The sequence below is a fragment of the Streptomyces sp. MUM 2J genome (assembly GCF_022414535.1).
GTDB lineage: Bacteria > Actinomycetota > Actinomycetes > Streptomycetales > Streptomycetaceae > Streptomyces.
In genome coordinates this window covers 1-18096 of record NZ_JADWYM010000059.1, presented here as the reverse complement: position 1 = coordinate 18096, position 18096 = coordinate 1, and the positions used below count along the sequence as shown (strand labels likewise).

12 protein-coding genes and 3 pseudogenes are annotated in these 18096 nt (G+C 68.4%); 9 read left to right on the top strand and 6 right to left on the bottom strand.

The features are described 5' to 3' along the window. Positions 1 to 211: 211 nt before the first annotated feature. Positions 212 to 4963 carry an arabinofuranosidase catalytic domain-containing protein gene (locus tag I3F54_RS29760; RefSeq protein ID WP_240122032.1) on the bottom strand — a complete coding sequence of 1584 codons (4752 nt, stop codon included), beginning with the start codon at positions 4961 to 4963 and terminating at the stop codon, positions 212 to 214. A gap of 414 nt (positions 4964 to 5377) precedes the next feature. Here I3F54_RS29760 and I3F54_RS29755 point away from each other — a divergent pair, with 414 nt between their 5' ends. Both I3F54_RS29755 and I3F54_RS29750 read left to right on the top strand, forming a co-directional pair. Beyond that, a complete protein-coding gene (locus I3F54_RS29755) occupies positions 5378 to 6199 on the top strand; it encodes an IclR family transcriptional regulator (RefSeq protein ID WP_240122031.1) in 822 nt (273 codons plus the stop codon). Positions 6200 to 6639: 440 nt separating this feature from the next. After that, positions 6640 to 6909, top strand: coding sequence for a transposase domain-containing protein (locus I3F54_RS29750; RefSeq protein WP_240122030.1), 270 nt, complete (start codon positions 6640 to 6642; stop codon positions 6907 to 6909). Positions 6910 to 7259: 350 nt separating this feature from the next. Here the strand turns inward: I3F54_RS29750 and I3F54_RS32650 are convergent. Then, positions 7260 to 7400: pseudogene (locus tag I3F54_RS32650) on the bottom strand (beta galactosidase jelly roll domain-containing protein); the annotation flags it as partial. Positions 7401 to 7592: 192 nt separating this feature from the next. On the opposite strand from I3F54_RS32650, the gene I3F54_RS29740 reads away from it, so the two are divergent. The 6 genes and pseudogenes from I3F54_RS29740 to I3F54_RS29715 form a co-directional block, all read left to right on the top strand. Then, positions 7593 to 8609 carry a LacI family DNA-binding transcriptional regulator gene (locus tag I3F54_RS29740; protein WP_240122028.1) on the top strand — a complete coding sequence of 339 codons (1017 nt, stop codon included), beginning with the start codon at positions 7593 to 7595 and terminating at the stop codon, positions 8607 to 8609. Continuing rightward, the gene (locus I3F54_RS29735; protein ID WP_240122027.1) at positions 8606 to 10132 is read left to right on the top strand and encodes a sugar ABC transporter ATP-binding protein; all 1527 of its coding nucleotides are present in this window, start codon (positions 8606 to 8608) and stop codon (positions 10130 to 10132) included. Before I3F54_RS29740 ends, I3F54_RS29735 begins: the two co-directional genes overlap by 4 nt. Continuing rightward, positions 10122 to 12083, top strand: a pseudogene (locus I3F54_RS29730) (substrate-binding domain-containing protein). Before I3F54_RS29735 ends, I3F54_RS29730 begins: the two are co-directional and overlap by 11 nt. Positions 12084 to 12190: 107 nt before the next feature. Further along, positions 12191 to 13093 (top strand): ribokinase, encoded by a 903-nt coding sequence (locus I3F54_RS29725; RefSeq protein ID WP_240122026.1) that lies wholly within the window; start codon positions 12191 to 12193, stop codon positions 13091 to 13093. Then, positions 13090 to 13479 (top strand): D-ribose pyranase, encoded by a 390-nt coding sequence (gene rbsD, locus I3F54_RS29720; protein WP_240122025.1) that lies wholly within the window; start codon positions 13090 to 13092, stop codon positions 13477 to 13479. The genes I3F54_RS29725 and rbsD overlap by 4 nt, the downstream gene beginning before the upstream one ends. A gap of 24 nt (positions 13480 to 13503) precedes the next feature. Next, a pseudogene (locus I3F54_RS29715) lies at positions 13504 to 13917 on the top strand (ATP-binding protein); the annotation flags it as partial. Between the two features lie 104 nt (positions 13918 to 14021). Here I3F54_RS29715 and I3F54_RS29710 read toward each other — a convergent pair. The 3 genes from I3F54_RS29710 to I3F54_RS29700 form a co-directional block, all read right to left on the bottom strand. Beyond that, positions 14022 to 14420: a hypothetical protein gene (locus tag I3F54_RS29710; protein ID WP_240122024.1), complete on the bottom strand. Its 399-nt coding sequence runs from the start codon at positions 14418 to 14420 to the stop codon at positions 14022 to 14024. Between the two features lie 118 nt (positions 14421 to 14538). After that, entirely contained in the window at positions 14539 to 15303 is a 765-nt protein-coding gene (locus tag I3F54_RS29705; RefSeq protein WP_240122023.1) for a TetR/AcrR family transcriptional regulator, read from the bottom strand. Continuing rightward, the gene (locus tag I3F54_RS29700) at positions 15300 to 16211 is read right to left on the bottom strand and encodes a fumarylacetoacetate hydrolase family protein (protein WP_240122022.1); all 912 of its coding nucleotides are present in this window, start codon (positions 16209 to 16211) and stop codon (positions 15300 to 15302) included. Before I3F54_RS29700 ends, I3F54_RS29705 begins: the two co-directional genes overlap by 4 nt. Positions 16212 to 16305: 94 nt before the next feature. Between I3F54_RS29700 and I3F54_RS29695 the strand changes: the two genes are divergently transcribed. After that, a complete protein-coding gene (locus I3F54_RS29695) occupies positions 16306 to 17037 on the top strand; it encodes an MBL fold metallo-hydrolase (protein WP_240122021.1) in 732 nt (243 codons plus the stop codon). Here the strand turns inward: I3F54_RS29695 and I3F54_RS29690 are convergent. After that, positions 17028 to 17492, bottom strand: a complete 465-nt coding sequence (locus I3F54_RS29690) for a transposase family protein (protein ID WP_240122020.1) — start codon at positions 17490 to 17492, stop codon at positions 17028 to 17030. The genes I3F54_RS29695 and I3F54_RS29690 overlap by 10 nt on opposite strands. Positions 17493 to 18096: the final 604 nt, after the last annotated feature.

The following is an 18096-nucleotide window of genomic DNA, read 5'->3' as shown; positions in this document are numbered from 1 at the left end:
TCGAGCGCCGACACGCCGCAGAAGCATCAGGTAAGGTCCTCTACGCCGCCGCATAGCTCACAAGCCCGCCCGTGTCCGTCAGACCGGGGCAACTCCACCCAGCCCCGCGGTGGGCGCTTCGGCCTGACAGAGGCGTCGGAGCTGCTCGCCGCGGAGATGCGCGTATTTCCGCCCGCGGCGGCCGGTGGCCCCGGCCGCCGCGGACTGAGGGTCACACCGGCGGTGTGCCGTACTTGTCACTCAGGTCCTGCGTAACCCACGACTGGCCGATGGCCGGCAGATAGGTCTCCTGCAGGTGGTTGTTGGACCCGTCCACGCTGAACAGGCTGGTCCAGGTCAGGCCCCCGCTGGTGTCGAAGTGCAGGAGCGGCGACGGTGGCTGGTCCGGCGTTGGCGTGCCGTACTTGGCGGTCAGGTCCTGGGTACTCCAGTTGTCGCTGATGGCCGGCAGGTATGTCTCCTGCAGGTCACCGTTCGACGCGTTGACGGTGTACACGCTGGCGTAGCCCGAGTGGTAGAGCGCCGCCGGTGTCATGCCCGTCTTCACGGCAGGGGTGCCGTACTTGGCGGACAGGTCCTGCGTGACCCAGTCGTCCCCTATCGCCGGCAGATAGGTCTCCTGCAGGTGATTGTTGCCATTGTCGACCGTGTACACGCTGGTGAACCCGCTGTGCACGGACACGGTCAGGGACGTCTGGATGTCGACCGCCGGCGTGCCGTACTTCGCCGACAGATCCTGGGTTGTCCACGGGTCGCCGATCGCCGGCAGGTAGGTCTCCCGCAGGTGCTCGTTGGACGCGTCGATCGTATAGACGCTGACCCAGCCGGAGTGCACGATCGCGACCGGCGAGGTGAACGCGTCGACGGTCGGCGTACCGTACTTGGCCGACAGGTTCTGCGACGTCCACGGGCCGCCGAGCGCTGGCAGGTAGGTCTCCCACAGGTTGCCGTTCGACCTGTCCTGCGTATAGACGCTGGTGTAGCCGTCGTGAAAGACCGCCGTCGGCGTCGTCTTCGCCGCCGGCGTGCCGTACTTCGCCGACAGGTCCTGGGTTGTCCACGGATCACCCATCGCGGGCAGGTAGGTCTCCTGCAGATGTCCGTTCGACGCGTCGATCGTGTACACGCTGGTGTAACCGTTGTGTGTGATCGCGACCGGCGCCACGCCGCCCATCACCGCCGGGGTGCCGTACTTGGCCGAGAGGTCCTGGGTCGCCCACGGCTGGTTCATCGCGGTCAGGTACGTCTCCTGCAGGTGCCCGTTCGACGCGTCGACGGTGTATACGCTGGTGTAGCCATCGTGCACCACCGACCAGGTCGACGTGGCGAGTTGGGAAACCGCCACCGGCGGGGTGCCGTACTTCGCCGACAGGTCCTGGAAGGTCCAGTTGTCGCCGATGGCCGGCAGGTAGGACTCCTCCAGGTGGTTGTTGAACTGGCCCACCGTGTAGACGCTCGTCCAGGTCACGGCTTCGCTCTCGTCGGGGTGCAGCAGCGGAATCGGCGTCTCCGTGGTGGTCGGGGTGCCGTATTTCTGGGTGAAGTCCTGGGTGGCCCAGGGCGCACCCACACCCGCCAGGTAGGTCTCCTGGACGTCGTTGGAGCCTCCGTCCACCGTATAGACGCTGGTGTAGCCGGTGTGCACCAACGCGACGGGCTGGGTGCCCGGCGCCACCCACGGCGTACCGTATTTGGCGGACAGGTCCTGGGTCGTCCATGGATCGCCCATCGCGGGCAGGTAGGTCTCCTGCAGGTGGCTGCCGGCGTCGTCGACCGTATAGACGCTGGTGTAGCCCTGGTGAACGACGGCGGTCGGCGTCACCGACGTGGGCGGAGTGCCGTATTCGACGGTCAGGTCCTGGGTCGACCACGGGTCACCCATCTTCGGCAGATACGTCTCCTGCAGGTGGTGGTTGGCGTCGACGGTCCACACGCTGGTGTAACCGGTGTGCACTGCCGCGACCGGCGACGACCCGGCCAGCACCTGCGGGGTGCCGTGCTTGGCCGAGAGGTCCTGCGTCGACCAGGGGGCACCCATCTTCGGCAGGTAGGTCTCCTGCAGGTGGCCGTTGACCTTGTTCACCGTCCAGACGCTGGTGTAGCCGTCGTGGACCACCGCCGTCGGCGTCCAGGCCGTCGGCGGCGCGCCGTACTTGGCCGAGAGGTCCTGCGTCGACCACGGATCACCCATCTTCGGCAGGTACGACTCCTGGATGTGCCCGTTGTCCGCGTCCACGGTGAACACGCTGGTGTAACCGTCATGGGTGAGCGTGACCGGCTTGGTGCCGGGCATCACCGCCGGCGTCCCGTACTTCGCCGAGAGGTCCTGCGTCGACCACGGATCACCCATCTTCGGCAGGTACGACTCCTCCAGGTGTCCGTTCGCCGAATTCACCGTGTAGACGCTGGAGTAGCCGTCGTGGATCACCGCCTGCCCGGCCGACGTCGAGGCACCCGTCGCGCTGCCGCCGGAGTTCCCCGCGTAGCTGGCCTTGACTATGTTCGCCTGGACGGCGTCGTCGGCGGTGTCGGACGGATATCCGGCCGTTATGACGCCCTCGAAGAAGGATCCCCGCGACCAGTTGCTGTTGTCGCCGCCGACGCCGAGCAGGATGGCACCTTCCTGCTGCATCGGTTTGTAGCCGCCTCGGGTCGGCAAGCTCCCCTGCCACCAGGTGCTGAGTCCCCCGCTCTGGGAGTCACCCCCCTTGAGCGCGTACGTCGTCCGGCCGTTGTTCTTCAACAGTGCGGTGACGAAGTTGCTGTTGTTGCCCTTGTTGGCGAGGTTGGAGCCGTTGTCGCCGGAGAACAGGCCGTTCTCCAGGTCCGCCTCGACCCACGGCCCGCTGCCCGTGCAAGGGGCGAAGTAGCACTTGGTGCCGAGGTTGACCGCGTCCATGTGCCCGTTGCCGGTGTCCTGTGTGTTGGTCTCTGCGTTGCCGAAGTCGTAGCAGCAGCCATCGTTTACGTTGGTTCCGCTGGCCACCATGTACATACCCTCGGGCTGCCCGTTGACCGCCACCCCTCGGGTGTTGTTGTCGCGGTAGCCGGTGCCGGGGGTGATGAACAGCCCGTACGCCTCGTCGCCGCCGACCGTGATCGACAGCGCGGTAGCGTCGGCACCCTTGTCTGCGCCGGGTGCGGCACCGCCGCCGGGCGCGATGGTCAAGTCGTTGCCCTGCGGCGACTGGTCGTAGAGCTCGGTCACCGTGCAGGTGGTGTTCGCGCAGAACGAGTCCTGGGTGGACGCCTTGACGTGACCGCCCGTGCCCAGCAGGCCGACGTCGCTCGTCGCGCCGTCCGAGGACCGCTTGACCTGGTACAGCGGCCCGGCATAGCCGGAATACATGGCCCGGGTCATGCTGTACGCACCGACGCACGGGGTGCCGTAGTAGGTGTAGATGTCACACGGCGAACCGTTGAGCTGCGAGTCCGACGCGGGCTCGGAGATCCAGCCCATCGTCGTGGCCCATTCCAGGGCGCCGGTAAAGGAGTCGGCGACCTTCTGCTGACCGGTGTCGTTGAGGGTCACGCCGTCGGCGGTCAGGTCGGCGGTGGTCAGGGCGCCCAGGTCGGCCAGCACCACGCGCTCACCGGCCGCCACTTTGTCCGCGACCATCTGCTTGACCGCCGCGTTAAACGTGGTCACCTGCGTCTCGTCGTCGGCGTTGGTGGTCGGTGCGAGGGTCGCGACGATGACGACCGCGGCGGCATCGTCGTCATGGATCTGATCGACCAGGGCCGACAGCCGGTCGGGCGCCCCGGACGCGTGGCCATGCTGGATGTCCCAGGTGCCCGCCTGCAGCATGACGACGTTCGGCTTGTATTTCGGTATGGCCGTCGCGTCCCGGCTGGCGATGGTGCTGATCTCCTCGCCGGAGGCGCCCTCGACCGGTATGCCGTCGCTCGACGTACCGGATCCGACGAAGTCCACTGACCGCTTGAAGTCGATCGACTCGGCGATGGTCCACCAGAGCTTTTCCTCGGTCTTCGTCTTGTTGGGCATGCTGCCGTAGATGATGTCGCCGTTGAACATGCCCCGCAGGTCCTGCGGCTCCGCGGCGGCCTGCATCCCGCCGAGCTGGACCGGGTAGTGGTCCGACTGGCTGCCGTTCTGGCGGGTGGCGCCGGTCGTCGGCGCACTCGGATCGTTGGTGACGAAATAGTCGAGCTCGCCGCCGCTCTGCTGCGTGGCCTCACCGGTGGCATAGACGCGGGCGCCGGCCGGGAGCTGCAGCAGCGAGGGGTCACGGTTGTAGTCGCCACCGACGGTGTAGGTGTAGTTGGCGTTCAAGCCGGTGATCGTGGTGTCGATCGCGCGCAGGAGCGCCCCGGAATCGTTGCCGCCGCCGGAGAGGCCGTGAATGCTGAAGTACCAGTTGTCGCCGAAGCGGACGCCGAGGGCCACCCGGCCGGCGTTGACGGGGTTGGGCACGACGATCACCTCGTTCGGCGTCGCTCGGGTGACGATCGCGATGTTGACCCGGCCACCCGTCCCGGTGCCGCCGTTGTTGTCGGTCTGCACGAAATACACGTTGGCCGTCGTGTCCCGGCCCGGTGCCCACACGAAGTGCCGCACCTGGTTCCCGTTGCTGTTGGTCGGGGCGAACTCGGTGGCGCCGGGAGGGCCCGAGGGCCCCGCCTCCTGGATCATCACGATGGGAGCGTTGTGGCGGATGAACCCGGCCACCATCGTTCTCCACTTGGAGTCGGTTTGGGACGCACCCTGGATGTTGTTGGTGAGCAGGGAGGTCCGGGAGAGGGGCGCAGCGGCCGCGGGCGCGGCGTTATAGATGCCGCCCAGCAGGGTGCACAGCAGCGACGCCACCGCCAGCACCACCCACCGACGGCGTCCGTCGCGGGGTGTTACTGATAAATAGCTCACAAGACGGCCTTCTTCGGTAGTTGGAGGGTTCGCGAAGGATCCGTTGATCGGCTGCAGTTCCAGCCGGTGCGATGCCACTTGGCGGTCGTCACCGCGCCGACCAGCGAGAACGCCGGCGCCTGGAGTCACGCCTCTCCTCCATTGCATCCTCCCTGGTCAGACCGGCATCTTGTAACTCTCGGTGACGGGAATTTCGTCGAACCCGGACAAGGGGGCAGCAGTGGCTGCTTCCACTCCGGCTCCAGCCGCACCTTGACCCGCGCGCTGATCTTCTCGGAGAAGATCCGCTTGCACTGCGCGGGGGCGCCGCCACGGCCGTGCCGCCGCCTGCGCCCTGGCAAAGACACGGCCCCTTCCCAACCTCAGGTCGAGAAGCCAGGCGCCAGCCCCTGAGGGAGGGCCGACCCGGGAGATACTTGCCGGTCCGGCGGTGGTCCGGCACCCCTGGTTTCATTGAGTGGACCCATCCGGCGCGATCCGCGGAGCTCAAGCGTGAGCGACCACAACGACAGCAGCGGCACCAACCAGGCAAGCTCGCACGTGCGCGGGCACCGCCCAGCCCGCGGCGAACCCCTGCTGGACCGGGCCTTTCGCCTGCTCGCCTGTTTCGGGCCGGACACACGCGTGCTGTCATTGACCGCCCTGGCCGCCCGGGCCGACTTGCCCAAGGCCACCGCGCTGCGCCTGGCCCGCCAGTTGGTCGGCCACGGCGCGCTGGAGCGCACCGACACTGGCCACTACTCCATCGGCTTACGCCTGCTGGAGCTGGCCACCCTCGCCCCACGCGGCCACGGCCTGCGCGCCGCCGCCCTGCCCTACCTGCACGATCTCCACCACGCTACCTGCCAACACGTGCAACTGGTGGTGCGCGAAGGCCTGGCGGGTGTCCTGGTCGAGCGGTTGTCCGCCCACAACGCGAAACGCATCATGTACCGCGTCGGCGGCCGCCTCCCGCTCAACGCCACTGCACCCGGACTGGTCCTGCTCGCCTTTGCCCCCACCGAGGTGCAAGATGACTTCCTCGTCGGCGAGGGGCCGACCGAGGAGGACGACTCACACCCCACCGGCGAGGCGCTGCGGGCTGAGCTTGCGGCCATCCGCCGCGACCGGTACGCGGTGTTCTCCCGCCGCCAATGGGACACCGAGATGACCGGGGTGGCCGCCCCCATCCTCGACCGGCACGACACCACCATCGCCGCCGTCTCGGTCGTCACCCCGTCCGAGACCATTCAGCCGGCGGCGCACATCCCCGCTGTGGTCGCCGTGGCCCGCGCCATCAGCCGTGCCCTGACCACCAGCATGGAGACCTATTGATCCGAAGCGGTTCGGGTTCTGGGTCGTTGGGCGGGTGTGAGCGATCTGGTGGGGGACGCGCGGCATCTGTCGCCGTCGGCGCGGGCGGCCCTTCGGCTGAGGGCGGTGGCCGCGTTGGCGGCGGGGCGGAACCGTGAGGAAGCAGCCGCAGTCTTCGGGGCGCTGAAGGCGGTCGACGGTTGGTGGGCGACCTCGTCGTGAAGCTGTACCGGGGGCGGCTGACCGAGCCCGGGGTGGGCAAGTACCTCAAGCGATGGGGACTGTCCATCCAGCGCCGGCGCCGGGCGGTCAGCAGACGAGACAGGTACGGGGCCTCCCCCAAGGCCGGGAAGTCAGCGTATTCGCAGGTCCTGCAAGCACGTTGAGGGTTCGAGGCGAAAGAGCACGGAGCTCGTTGGTACAGGCAGTCGACCAAGACAGCTTGTACGTGAGGAGCTCCGTTGCGGGTTCATCTTGCCCTGCCGTCCGCGGTGACGGCCATCACCCGTACGGTGACCGTGGCGGCTGGCCGGTTCGCCCCGGGGCACTTCGGAGAGCTGACCGCCGTGGTGCCGTTCGAGCTCGTGGACGCTGCGCCGGCGGAGACGCGGACGGTGCAGCGGCGGCTGCGTGATCTGCCGTCCCGGGTCGGGATGTACTCCCTGCTCGCGATGTGCCTGTTTCCCGAGTCGGCCACCGGCTGGTCCGGGACAAGCTCACCAGCGGTCTGACCGCGACCGGAAGCGGACGTGATCGAGTGGTCGAGGGGAACCTCACCCCTCGGCCCTCACCTCGCGTTCGCAGGGGGTCGTGATCTCGGTGTGGGTGACTCTACGCTGCGGCTGCTTCCCAGGCGCGGACGACCGCCGCGATCCCCTACGGCGTGTTCTGCATATCAGCCCAGGTCAGCGACCCACGGAAGCGACAGGAGAGCTCCCTCTCCCGCGCCGCCGGACACCCTGCAACCTCGCGACCTGAACCGACGCCGGGCGCGGGGCCCATCTGCGCCCACGAACTGCGGAACCCAGGCGTCGTGGGCGCTCGCAAACGAAGCGGCGGGACCCCGAGTGATCCGACGGGCGGAAAGGATGCCGTTGGGCAGGGGGAAGCTGTGCTGGGGGCCGAGGTCGTTGATGTAGCGCCCGAACTGCCAGCCGTTGACGAAGATCAGGGCGCGGTAGTGGCGCGAGGGGTCGTCGGTGATCTTCAGGCCGACGGAGGTGTGCATCAGCTGCAGCCACAGCCGCACCGACGGCCCTCACGATCACCAAGTGCCCCTGACGAAGCCGGGCACCCTTCAGTCACGATTGGATTTCGGTCCGTCTCCGGCCCCTTGCATCGGCCACGTGTAATCGATTTCAATCCCTCTCGCAACACGACGATGTAATCGATTCCACGAAGGGACGGAGCCGCGATGGCGAGCATCAAGGACGTCGCTGCCGAGGCGGGGGTGTCGGTCGCCACGGTGTCGCGCGTCCTGAACGACCACCCGTCGGTCAGCGCGGACGCACGCACGCGCGTGCTGACCGCCGTCGAGGCGCTGGGCTACCGTCCGAACGCGGTCGCCCGGTCGCTGCGCACCGACCAGACCCACACCCTCGGCCTGGTCATCAGCGACGTACTCAACCCGTACTTCACCGAGCTGGCCCGCTCCGTCGAGGAGGAGGCCCGCGCGCTCGGCTACAGCGTGATCATCGGCAACGCCGACGAGCGGCCCGACCTCCAGGACCACCACGTACGGACCCTGCTGGACCGCCGTATCGACGGCCTGCTGGTCTCCCCCACCGACGGCGGCTCGCCGCTGATGCTGGAGGCCGCGCGCGCGGGGACGCCGATGGTGTTCGTCGACCGGTGGATCCCGGGTGTCGACGTGCCGGTCATACGGACGGACGGACGGGCCGCCGTACAGGACCTCGTGGCGCATCTGCACGGGCTCGGGCACCGGCGGCTCGCGATCATCGCAGGTCCAGCGGCGACCACGACCGGCCAGGAACGCGTGGGGGCCTTCAGGGAGGCCCTGCGCGCGTATGGCATCGAACTGCCGGACTCCTACATCGGCCAGGGGGACTTCCAGGCCGAGAGCGGACGGCGGGTCACCGAGGAGTTCCTCCGGCTGCCCGAGCCGCCCGAGGTCGTCTTCGCCGCGGACAACCTGATGACGCTCGGTGCCCTGGACGCGATCCGCGCACGGGGGATGCGTGTCCCCCACGACATCGCCCTCGCGGCCTTCGACGATGTCCCGTGGTTCGTGCACACGGATCCGCCGATCACCGCGATCGCCCAGCCGACGGGTGAGCTGGGCCGGGCTGCCGTACGGGCCCTGATCGACCGCATCGAGGGGCGGCCGTCCAGGTCCGTCACCCTCCCCGCCCGCCTCGTCGTACGCCGCTCGTGCGGCGAGCCCTCCCCCACCCGAAGGAGCACACCGTGAGCAACCCGGACGAGTTGCTGCGTATCGAAGGCATAGGGAAGACCTTCCCCGGTGTGGTCGCGCTCGACGGCGTCGACTTCGACCTGCGCCGCGGCGAGGTGCATGTGCTGCTCGGTGAGAACGGCGCCGGCAAAAGCACCCTGATCAAGATGCTCTCCGGTGCCTACCGGCCGGACTCCGGCCGCATCTTCGCCGGAGGGCAGGAGGTCCGTATCCACGGTGCCCAGGACGCCGAACGTCTCGGCATCGCCACGATCTACCAGGAGTTCAATCTCGTCCCGGACCTCACCGTCGCCGAGAACATCTTCCTCGGCCGCCAGCCGCGCCGCTTCGGCCTGATCGACCGCAAGCGGATGGAGGCGGATGCAGCACGGCTTCTCGACCGGGTCGGCGTCCACGTTTCCCCGAGAGCCAGGGTGCGCGAACTGGGCATCGCCCGGCTCCAGATGGTGGAGATCGCCAAGGCGCTGAACCTGGACGCCCGCGTCCTGATCATGGACGAGCCGACCGCCGTGCTCACCTCCGAGGAGGTGGAGAAGCTCTTCCAGATCGTGCGCAGGCTGCGCGAGGACGGCGTCGGCATCATCTTCATCACCCACCATCTGGAGGAGATCGCCGCCCTCGGCGACCGGGTGACCGTGCTCCGCGACGGCAGGAGCGTCGGCCAGGTGCCCGCCTCCACCCCGCAGACCGAACTCGTACGGCTCATGGTGGGCCGGTCCATCGAGCAGCAGTATCCGCGCGAGCCGGCCGATCCCGGAGCACCCCTGCTCTCGGTGTCCGGCCTGACCCGCGACGGCGTCTTCCACAACGTCGGCTTCGAGGTGCGGGCCGGCGAGGTCGTCGGCATCGCGGGCCTGGTCGGCGCGGGCCGCACTGAGGTCGCCCGGGCGATCTTCGGCGCCGATCCCTACGACGCGGGGACGGTCGAGGTCGCCGGCCGCCGCCTGCCCCGCCATGACGTCAACGCCGCCACGGCGGCAGGGATCGGCCTGGTGCCCGAAGACCGCAAGGGTCAGGGGCTGGTCCTCGACGACTCCGTGCAGGGGAACCTCGGTCTGGTCACGCTGCGCGCGGCCAGTCGTCTCGGCTGGGTGGACCGCCGGGCTCAGCGCACCGCCGCCGCCCGGATCGCCGGGCAACTCGGCGTGCGGATGGCGGGCCTCGGCCAGCACGTGCGCACCCTGTCCGGCGGCAACCAGCAGAAGGTCGTCATCGGCAAGTGGCTCCTCGCCGACACCAAGGTGCTGATCCTCGACGAACCGACCCGAGGCATCGACGTAGCCGCGAAGGTCGAGATCTACCAGCTCATCAACGAACTGACCGCCGCGGGCCAGGCGGTGCTGATGATCTCCAGCGACCTGCCGGAAGTGCTCGGCATGAGCGACCGGGTGCTGGTCATGAATCAGGGCCGGATCGCGGGCGAACTTCCCGCGCACGAGGCGACCCAGGACACGGTCATGGCCCTCGCCGTCACCGCAACACCAATGAAGGAAGAAGTGGAGGCCGGCCGTGACGACTGACACGCTCAAGCCCAGCCCCGGCGCGGGAAGCGCCACCGCGGTCCGTCGGGTCCTGCTCGACAACGGCGCGCTCAGCGCCCTCATCGTGCTGGTCATGGCGATGTCGCTGCTCTCAGGCGACTTCTTGACCACCCAGAACCTGCTCAACGTCGGTGTGCAGGCCGCCGTGACCGCGATCCTGGCCTTCGGCGTGACCTTCGTCATCGTCTCCGCCGGCATCGACCTGTCGGTCGGCTCGGTGGCCGCACTGGCCGCGACCGTCCTCGCCTGGACCGCGACCTCCCAGGGGCTGCCCGTGTGGCTGGCCGTGTTCCTGGCTCTCGGCACCGGCGTCGCGTGCGGGCTCGTCAGCGGCGCACTGATCTCCTACGGCAAGCTGCCACCCTTCATCGCCACGCTCGCGATGCTCTCGGTGGGCCGTGGCCTGGCGCTGGTCATCTCGCAGGGCAGCCCGATCGCCTTCCCCGACTCGGTGTCCGCGCTCGGCAACACCCTCGGCGGCTGGCTGCCGGTGCCCGTGCTGGTCATGGTGGCGATGGGCCTGATCACCGCCGTGATCCTGTCCCGTACGTACATCGGCCGCTCCATGTACGCGATCGGCGGCAACGAGGAGGCGGCGCGGCTGTCCGGGCTGCGCGTGAAGAAGCAGAAGCTCGCCATCTACGCGTTGTCCGGCGCCTTCGCGGCCGTCGCGGGCATCCTGCTCGCCTCCCGCCTGGTCTCCGCGCAGCCACAGGCCGCCCTCGGGTACGAACTCGACGCCATCGCCGCTGTCGTCATCGGTGGCGCCAGCCTCTCCGGCGGCCTCGGCAAGGCCTCGGGCACCTTCATCGGCGCACTGATCCTGGCCGTACTGCGCAACGGCCTCAATCTGCTGTCCGTTTCCGCGTTCTGGCAGCAGGTCGTCATCGGTGCGGTCATCGCGCTCGCCGTCCTGCTGGACACACTGCGCCGCCGCTCCTCCTGAACTCCACCCCCCGTTCCCCGCCCCACCCACTGCAAGGAAGCAACCATGGGTACGAAGAAACTCGCCGTTGTCGCCGCAACCGTCGCCACCCTCGCTCTCACCGCCACCGCCTGCAACTCGGCCTCCGGAGACAGCAGTTCCAGCGCCACCAAGATCGGCATGTCGCTCTCGACACTCAACAACCCCTTCTTCGTGCAGCTCAAGAAGGGCGCCGAGGCGGAGGCCAAGGCCGAGGGCGTCGACCTGACCGTGACCGACGCACAGAACGACGCGTCGCAGCAGGCCAACCAACTGCAGAACTTCACCGGCCAGAACGTGAAGTCGATCATCATCAACCCCGTGGACTCGGATGCCGCCGCGCCGTCGGTGAAGGCAGCCGGCAAGGCCGGCATACCGGTCGTCGCCGCCGACCGCACGGTCAACGGCGCCGAACTCGCCACCACCGTCGCCTCCGACAACATCGAGGGAGGACAGCTCGCCGCGAAGTCCCTGGCCGAGAAGTTGGGCGGCAAGGGGAAGATCGTCATCCTGCAGGGCACCGCGGGAACATCCGCCAGCCGTGAACGCGGCCAGGGCTTCACCGAGGGCCTCAAGGCCTACCCGGACATCGAGATCCTCGCCAAGCAACCCGCGGACTTCGACCGCACCAAGGGCTTGGATGTCATGACCAACCTCCTCCAGGCGCACCCCGACGTGACCGGCGTCTTCGCCGAGAACGACGAGATGGCGCTCGGCGCGATCAAGGCACTGGGCAGCAGGGCCGGCAAGTCAGTCGCGGTGATCGGCTTCGACGGCACGCCGGACGGCCTCACGGCGGTCAAGGACGGCACCCTGTACGCGTCCGTCGCACAGCAGCCGAAGGAACTCGGCAAGCTCGCGGTGCAGAACGCGGTCAAGGCCGCGAAGGGCGAAAAGGCCCAGGAGACGGTCAAGGTGCCGGTGAAGGTGGTCACGGCTGAGAACGCGGACACGTTCAGCGGCTGACACGGCATGGTGGCCGGGCGGGACACCGTCCGGCCACCCCGGCATGACCCGCACACGGTGCGACCGGCCATCGTCCTGCTCCAACTCACCTGTACAGGGGACAGTTCATGTACGACTACGACCTGCTGGTCGTGGGTTCGGCCAACGCCGACCTGGTGATCGGCATCGAGCGCAGGCCCGGGGTCGGTGAGACGGTCCTCGGCTCCGACCTGGCCGTCCACCCGGGCGGAAAGGGCGCGAACCAGGCCGTGGCGGCCGCGCGCCTCGGGGCCCGTACGGCCTTGCTGGCCCGGGTCGGCGACGACGCGTACGGCCGGCTGCTGCTCGACTCGCAGCGGGCTGCTGGCGTCGACACGGCGGGCGTGCTGGTGGGCGGGGAGCCGACCGGCGTCGCGCTGATCACCGTGGATTCGTCCGGCGACAACAGCATCGTGGTGTCACCGGGCGCGAACCGCCGACTGATGCCGCAGGACATCCGGGATGCGGCCGGCCTCTTCCGTGTCGCCCGGGTGGTGTCGGCACAGCTGGAGATCCCGCTGGAGACGGTTGCGGAGGTCATCCGCAACCTGGCGCCCGGCAGCCGCTTCGTCTTCAACCCGTCTCCGCCTCGCCCGCTTCCCGCCGAAGTCCTCGTGGCCTGCGATCCGTTGATCGTCAACGAGCACGAAGCGAAGGTGATCCTGGGCGACGCGTGCGTCAGCGAGGAACCGGAGGACTGGGCCCGGGCGCTGCTGGCCATGGGGCCGAAGTCGGTGGTCGTGACGCTGGGTTCGCAGGGCGCGCTGGCAGCGTCCTCGGCAGCTGTCAAACGGATCCCGTCGGTGCAGGTCAAGGCCGTGGACACGACGGGCGCCGGCGACTCCTTCACGGCCGCACTGGCCTGGAAGCTGAGCGCCGACGCGACCTTGGCGGAGGCAGCAGCGTACGCGGCGCGCGTCGGGGCGGCGGCGGTGACGAAACAGGGTGCCCAGGAGTCGTTCCCGACGGCGGAAGAGGTGGCCGCACTGTGAAGAAGGCAGGGATCCTCAACCGCCATCTCTCGGGGGCCCTGGCCGAGCTGGGACACGGCGACGAGGTGCTGGTCTGCGACGCGGGCATGCCGATACCCGGCGGCCCTCGGGTCGTGGACCTCGCCTTCCGGGCCGGAGTGCCGTCCTTCGCCGAAGTTCTGGACGGGCTCCTGTCCGAGCTGGTCGTCGAGGGCGCGACGGCGGCGACGGAGATACGGGACGCCAACCCGGCGGCTTCGGCACTGCTCACCGAGTGCTTTCCCGACCTGGCCCTCGTCCCCCACGAGAGGCTGAAGGAACTGTCGGCGGGCGCCCGGCTCGTCGTACGGACGGGCGAGGCACAGCCGTACGCGAATGTGCTGCTGCGGTGCGGGGTCTTCTTCTGACCGCCCGCGACGGCTACTGGAGTGATGCGCCGGAAATCGCGGTCACACGTCTGTAGGTTCTTTCCTGCCGCTCGGGGCCCGCGTGCTGTCGGGGTGCAATGTCCGAGGAGGAACGCGCCGAGTTGCCGGGGCCCTGGCTCACAAGGCCATCGACCAGGGCATGCAGGTCGCCTGGTTCACCCTCGAATCCCCCACCGCCCGCCTCGGCAGGGCCACCGTCGACAACACCACCTCCAAGGCCGTTGCGAAGATCACCCGCTGCACCTCATCGTCATCGACGACATCGGCAGGCTCTCTTGCGATCAGGCCGCCGCCGAGGCGTTCCAGCGCGTCATCGTCGCCGCCTACGAACGCCGCTCGGTGATTGTCACCAGCAACCTCCACCCGTCAGGATTCGACTCGATCATGCCCAAGACGCTGGCCAACGCCGCCGTCGACCGGCTCCTGCACCACGCCCACGTCGTCCTCACCGAGGGATCCTCGCTGCGGCTGACCCAGGCCGCCAGCGGCCAGGGTGAGCCAGACTGGCTGACCGCAGCCCGTCAGACAGGTTCCGGGAGCGAACCGAGATGCCTGATGACACGCTCGCGCAGAAGGAGGTACTCCTCCCAGCGGCGGGGCAATGGACCTGGCGGACGCTCGACGACACGAGCAGTCGTGACAGCCTGTCCATGCTGGAACTGCTCGCGCGTCAGGTCGAGTTCCACACCACTGGGCAACCGGTTCCACCAGTGGAAGCCATGCTGGGTCCCGTCGAGATGCACCTCACCGACCACGAGATCGCCGCCGAAGACGTCGTCGACGATCAACGCCGTGATGTCGCAGTGTCCCCAGGCCGGGTTGCCGGGCTCCCAGTCGGCCTGGTTGTCGGGCGAGCAGGTGTCGGTGGCCCAGCTGACACGCAGAGCCTTGTCGAGATCGCGCAGGTTCCAAGGGATCATGCCGCCAGCATCGCAGCCACCGCTGGCACCGGACATGGCGCAGCCGCCACGGACGGCCCGGCCGTCCCGAGCACGCACGAGCCGCCGAACAGCGGTGCTCGCGGGCCCCCCAGAGCCCTTACCCCTCGCCCTCCGCCTCGTCCTCGCGGTCCGAGCCGTACGGGAGCCCGGGGCTTGACGTGGCGATGATGCCGAGATCCCGAGGTGAGGGGGGTCGCGTGCTGGCGAGGCGGCTGATGCCTCCTTCAAGGAAGACGACCAGGGATGCGTAGCGCTGATCGAGGTCGTCGGTGCGGATCCGGCCGACGGTCAGGCTGTCGAGTCGCAGGTTGTTGGAGAAGATCTGCAGGGTGGAGGCGAGCATGAGCAGGTAGGCATCGTGAAGTGCGGTGTCGCCGGCCTCGGGGAACAGATGCCGTAGCCGTTCGATGAAGGCGTCGGCGATGGAGTTGTACTCGTCGGCGACGAGTAGCTGGACCGATTGGCCGGAGTTCGCCAGTTGGGCGATGAAGCGGAAGTAGTGGCGCCAGCCCTGGTTCTCGTCGGCGCGAGCAAGCATCGGGTGGGCGAAGGCGTGGATGAGTGCACGCAGCCGCTCGTCCCGTGAACCGGTGGGGGGTAGCGCTGCGAGCAGGGCGCGGCGGTCGTCGTTGATGGGTTGGATACGGCGCAGGAGGACGTGCCGGAAGAGGTTGTCCTTGCCCTGGAAGTAGTCGCTGATCGCTGCCACGCGGGTGCCTGCGTGGTCGGTGATGTCCCGCACGCTGGTACCGAAGTAGCCGCGGTCGGCGAAGAGTTCCTCGGCGGAGTCGAGTAGCCGGGTGCGGACCCGGGCGCGGTTGGCGTCACGGGCTCCGGTGGGACGGGGCTGTTTCTGTGTCATGGGCCGATGATGGTGTGTTCGACCTTGCTGATGTCGTCGAGGGTCAGGGTGAGGGTATCGCCTGGGCGTAGCCAGTTGCCGGTTTCCATGCCACTGCCGCCGGGCAGGGTGCCGGTTCCGAACAGCTCGCCGGGCAGCAGTTGCTCGGAGCGTGAGGCGTGGGCCAGGACCTCTCCGAGGGTCCATCGCATCCCGGCGCTGGAGACACTGCTGACGATCGTGCCGTTGATCGCCACGGACCCGGTGAGGGTGTCGACACGAGGCGGGATCTCCTCGGCGGTGATCGCGGTCGCCGACATCGAGCTCGCGAAGTGCTTGGATTTCTGCGGCCCGAAACCGCTGGCCATCTCGGCGCGCTGCACGTCGCGGGCGCTGAAGTCGTTGAGCAGGACGAAGGCGCCGATTGCAGCAGTCGCCTCGGCGGGCGTGGCGTCGAGCAGTGGGGCGGCCAGGACGAATCCGATCTCCAGTTCGTAGTCCAGCGCACGGGTGTAGGCGGGCGGGCGGATCGGGGTGCCGGTCGGGACGACGTTCAGGTGGTTGGACATGTAGTACATCGGCTGCCGATTGAACAACCGGTTCGGCCTGAACAGAGGGAACGGTCTCCTGGTCACCTTCTCGACCGCGCTGGTCAGCCGGTACTGACCTGGGTGGAACCGCCGCACCAGGCCACGGCTGGCATCGATGTTGTGCTGCTCGTACAGCATGAAGTCCCTAAAGGACACCGGCTGGAACGGCAGCAGGTGTCCAGAGCGCGCCAAGTGTCGCTCTGCGAGGGCCAGTTCCCACTCCGGTGCGAACGTGACCCCGCCGAGAGGCCGGGAGTCCGGCTGAGGCAGCCAGCTCCCGCTCGCGGTCCGGTACTGGATCTCCAGTCGGTTGTCGACGTGGACTCTTCGGAGTTTCATGACGATCACCCTCCACGAATCTCGGAACAACTGTTCCGACCCTACCGCCCCGAGTGCCACTTTCGGAACAATCGTTCCGGGAAAGGTGGTCGAGATGCGCGAAGTGGCCAAGGGTGTCTTCTGCGTGAGCGGCACCGACGTCAACTGGGTGCTGGTGCGCGAGGGCAGCGACCTGACCTTGATCGACGGCGGATGGCCCGGTGACGTCGGGGCGGTGGAGGCATCGATCCGCGCGCTCGGCTGCCGGCCCGAGGACGTGCGCGCGATGCTATTGACCCATGCCCATGCCGACCACGTCGGCGCGCTGCCCCACCTGTCTCAGCGGTACGGCGTGCCGTCGTACATGGATTCCCGTGAGGTCGCTCACGCTCGCGGGGAACACCGCGAACAGGCCACCCCGCTGGAGGTGCTCAAACGCATCTGGCACCCTGGTGCGCTCCCCTGGGCCCTACGCATCACCCGCGCGGGAGCGCTGCGGCACCACCGTGTCCCGGACGCACGTGCGTTCCCGCACGAGGGACCACTGGATCTACCGGGCCACCCGAAGCCCATCGCCTGCTACGGCCACACCAGCGGGCACAGCGCATACCACCTCGCCGAGGCGGGAGTCGTCGTGACCGGCGACGCCCTGGTCACCGGGCATCCGCTCTCCGACATCACCGGCCCGCAGATGCTGCCCCGCTTCTTCGCCGCCGCACCCCAGCGAGCACTGACAGCGTTGGACAACCTCGCCGAACTCGACGCCGAGACCCTGCTGCCCGGACACGGCGACCCATGGCACGGCTCCCCACGCACCGCGGCAGCCATCGCACGCGATCACAGCTGAACTCGTCCGGCTGACCATCCGCCCGTCCACGAAGAGTTCCAGACACCGCCTTCATCTCCAGCGCACGCGAGGTCCGCACCGTCGGCCGCCTCGGCCAGGGTCCGCAGCCGCACATCCGGGTTGACGGTGCACCCCCGTTCGGCGAGCAGCGGCCGCACCTCACCGATGGCCCGGGTAATGGTGGAGCGGTCCACGCCGAACCAGCAGGCCAGCACGTCGTGCGTGGCCCCATGGCGGAGATGCACCAGCGTGGCCAGGAGCCGGTCGACGAAGACCAGCCGGTGCTTCGCGCCGGCGCCCACGGCTCGCTTACGCGGCCTGCACACGAGCTTGGCGTGGTGCCGTTCGTGCCACAACGGTCCTATCTCAGTGACAAGTTCAGCGATCACATCGGCCGACAGGCCCGTGATCCTCCGGTTGCTGATGATTGCTGCACGACCCGCGCTCCCCACCACACCACCATGATCGACGATCAGGAACTCGACGCCTCACCGCCTATCGTGCACGAACTCGTAAGGGCTGTCCCGCAAATGATCACCGAGTCGCATCGGCCGCGACGGCCGACCGTTTCCCGTACGACCAGGGGCGAGCTACCGCGCTCGGTGGCGATGCAGGAGTCCCTGCACCTGCTCCACGTTCCACGGCATCACGCCAAGTGATAGGCCGCCGGCCGAGGACTGGCACTCGATGATGACGACCTGCGGATTCATGGTCCACATCTCGGCGACTCGCGGGCGTCGCTGCCCGACGGGGCGCAGGTCTGCGGGGAGCTGGAGCACCGAGCCGAGTCGCAACCAGGGCTGCCACGTCAGATGTTCCGTCGTCGTTCGCACCCTGCCGTGTCGCCAACGCTGCTTTCCCGGGTCTTCGATCTTGAGCGGTGCGCCTCGCCCGACACCCTGACTCTTCGTCACGGTCGGTGGCCTGCGAGAGGCGTTGGTGCCCCCTGATGCAAGGAGCCCGTGGTCCTGAGTGATCATTTCTGTTCTCTACAACGCCGCTGCGTTTACCGGTTCGAGCGGGATGCAAGCCCCTTCTCCATGATCGCGATTTCGGTGT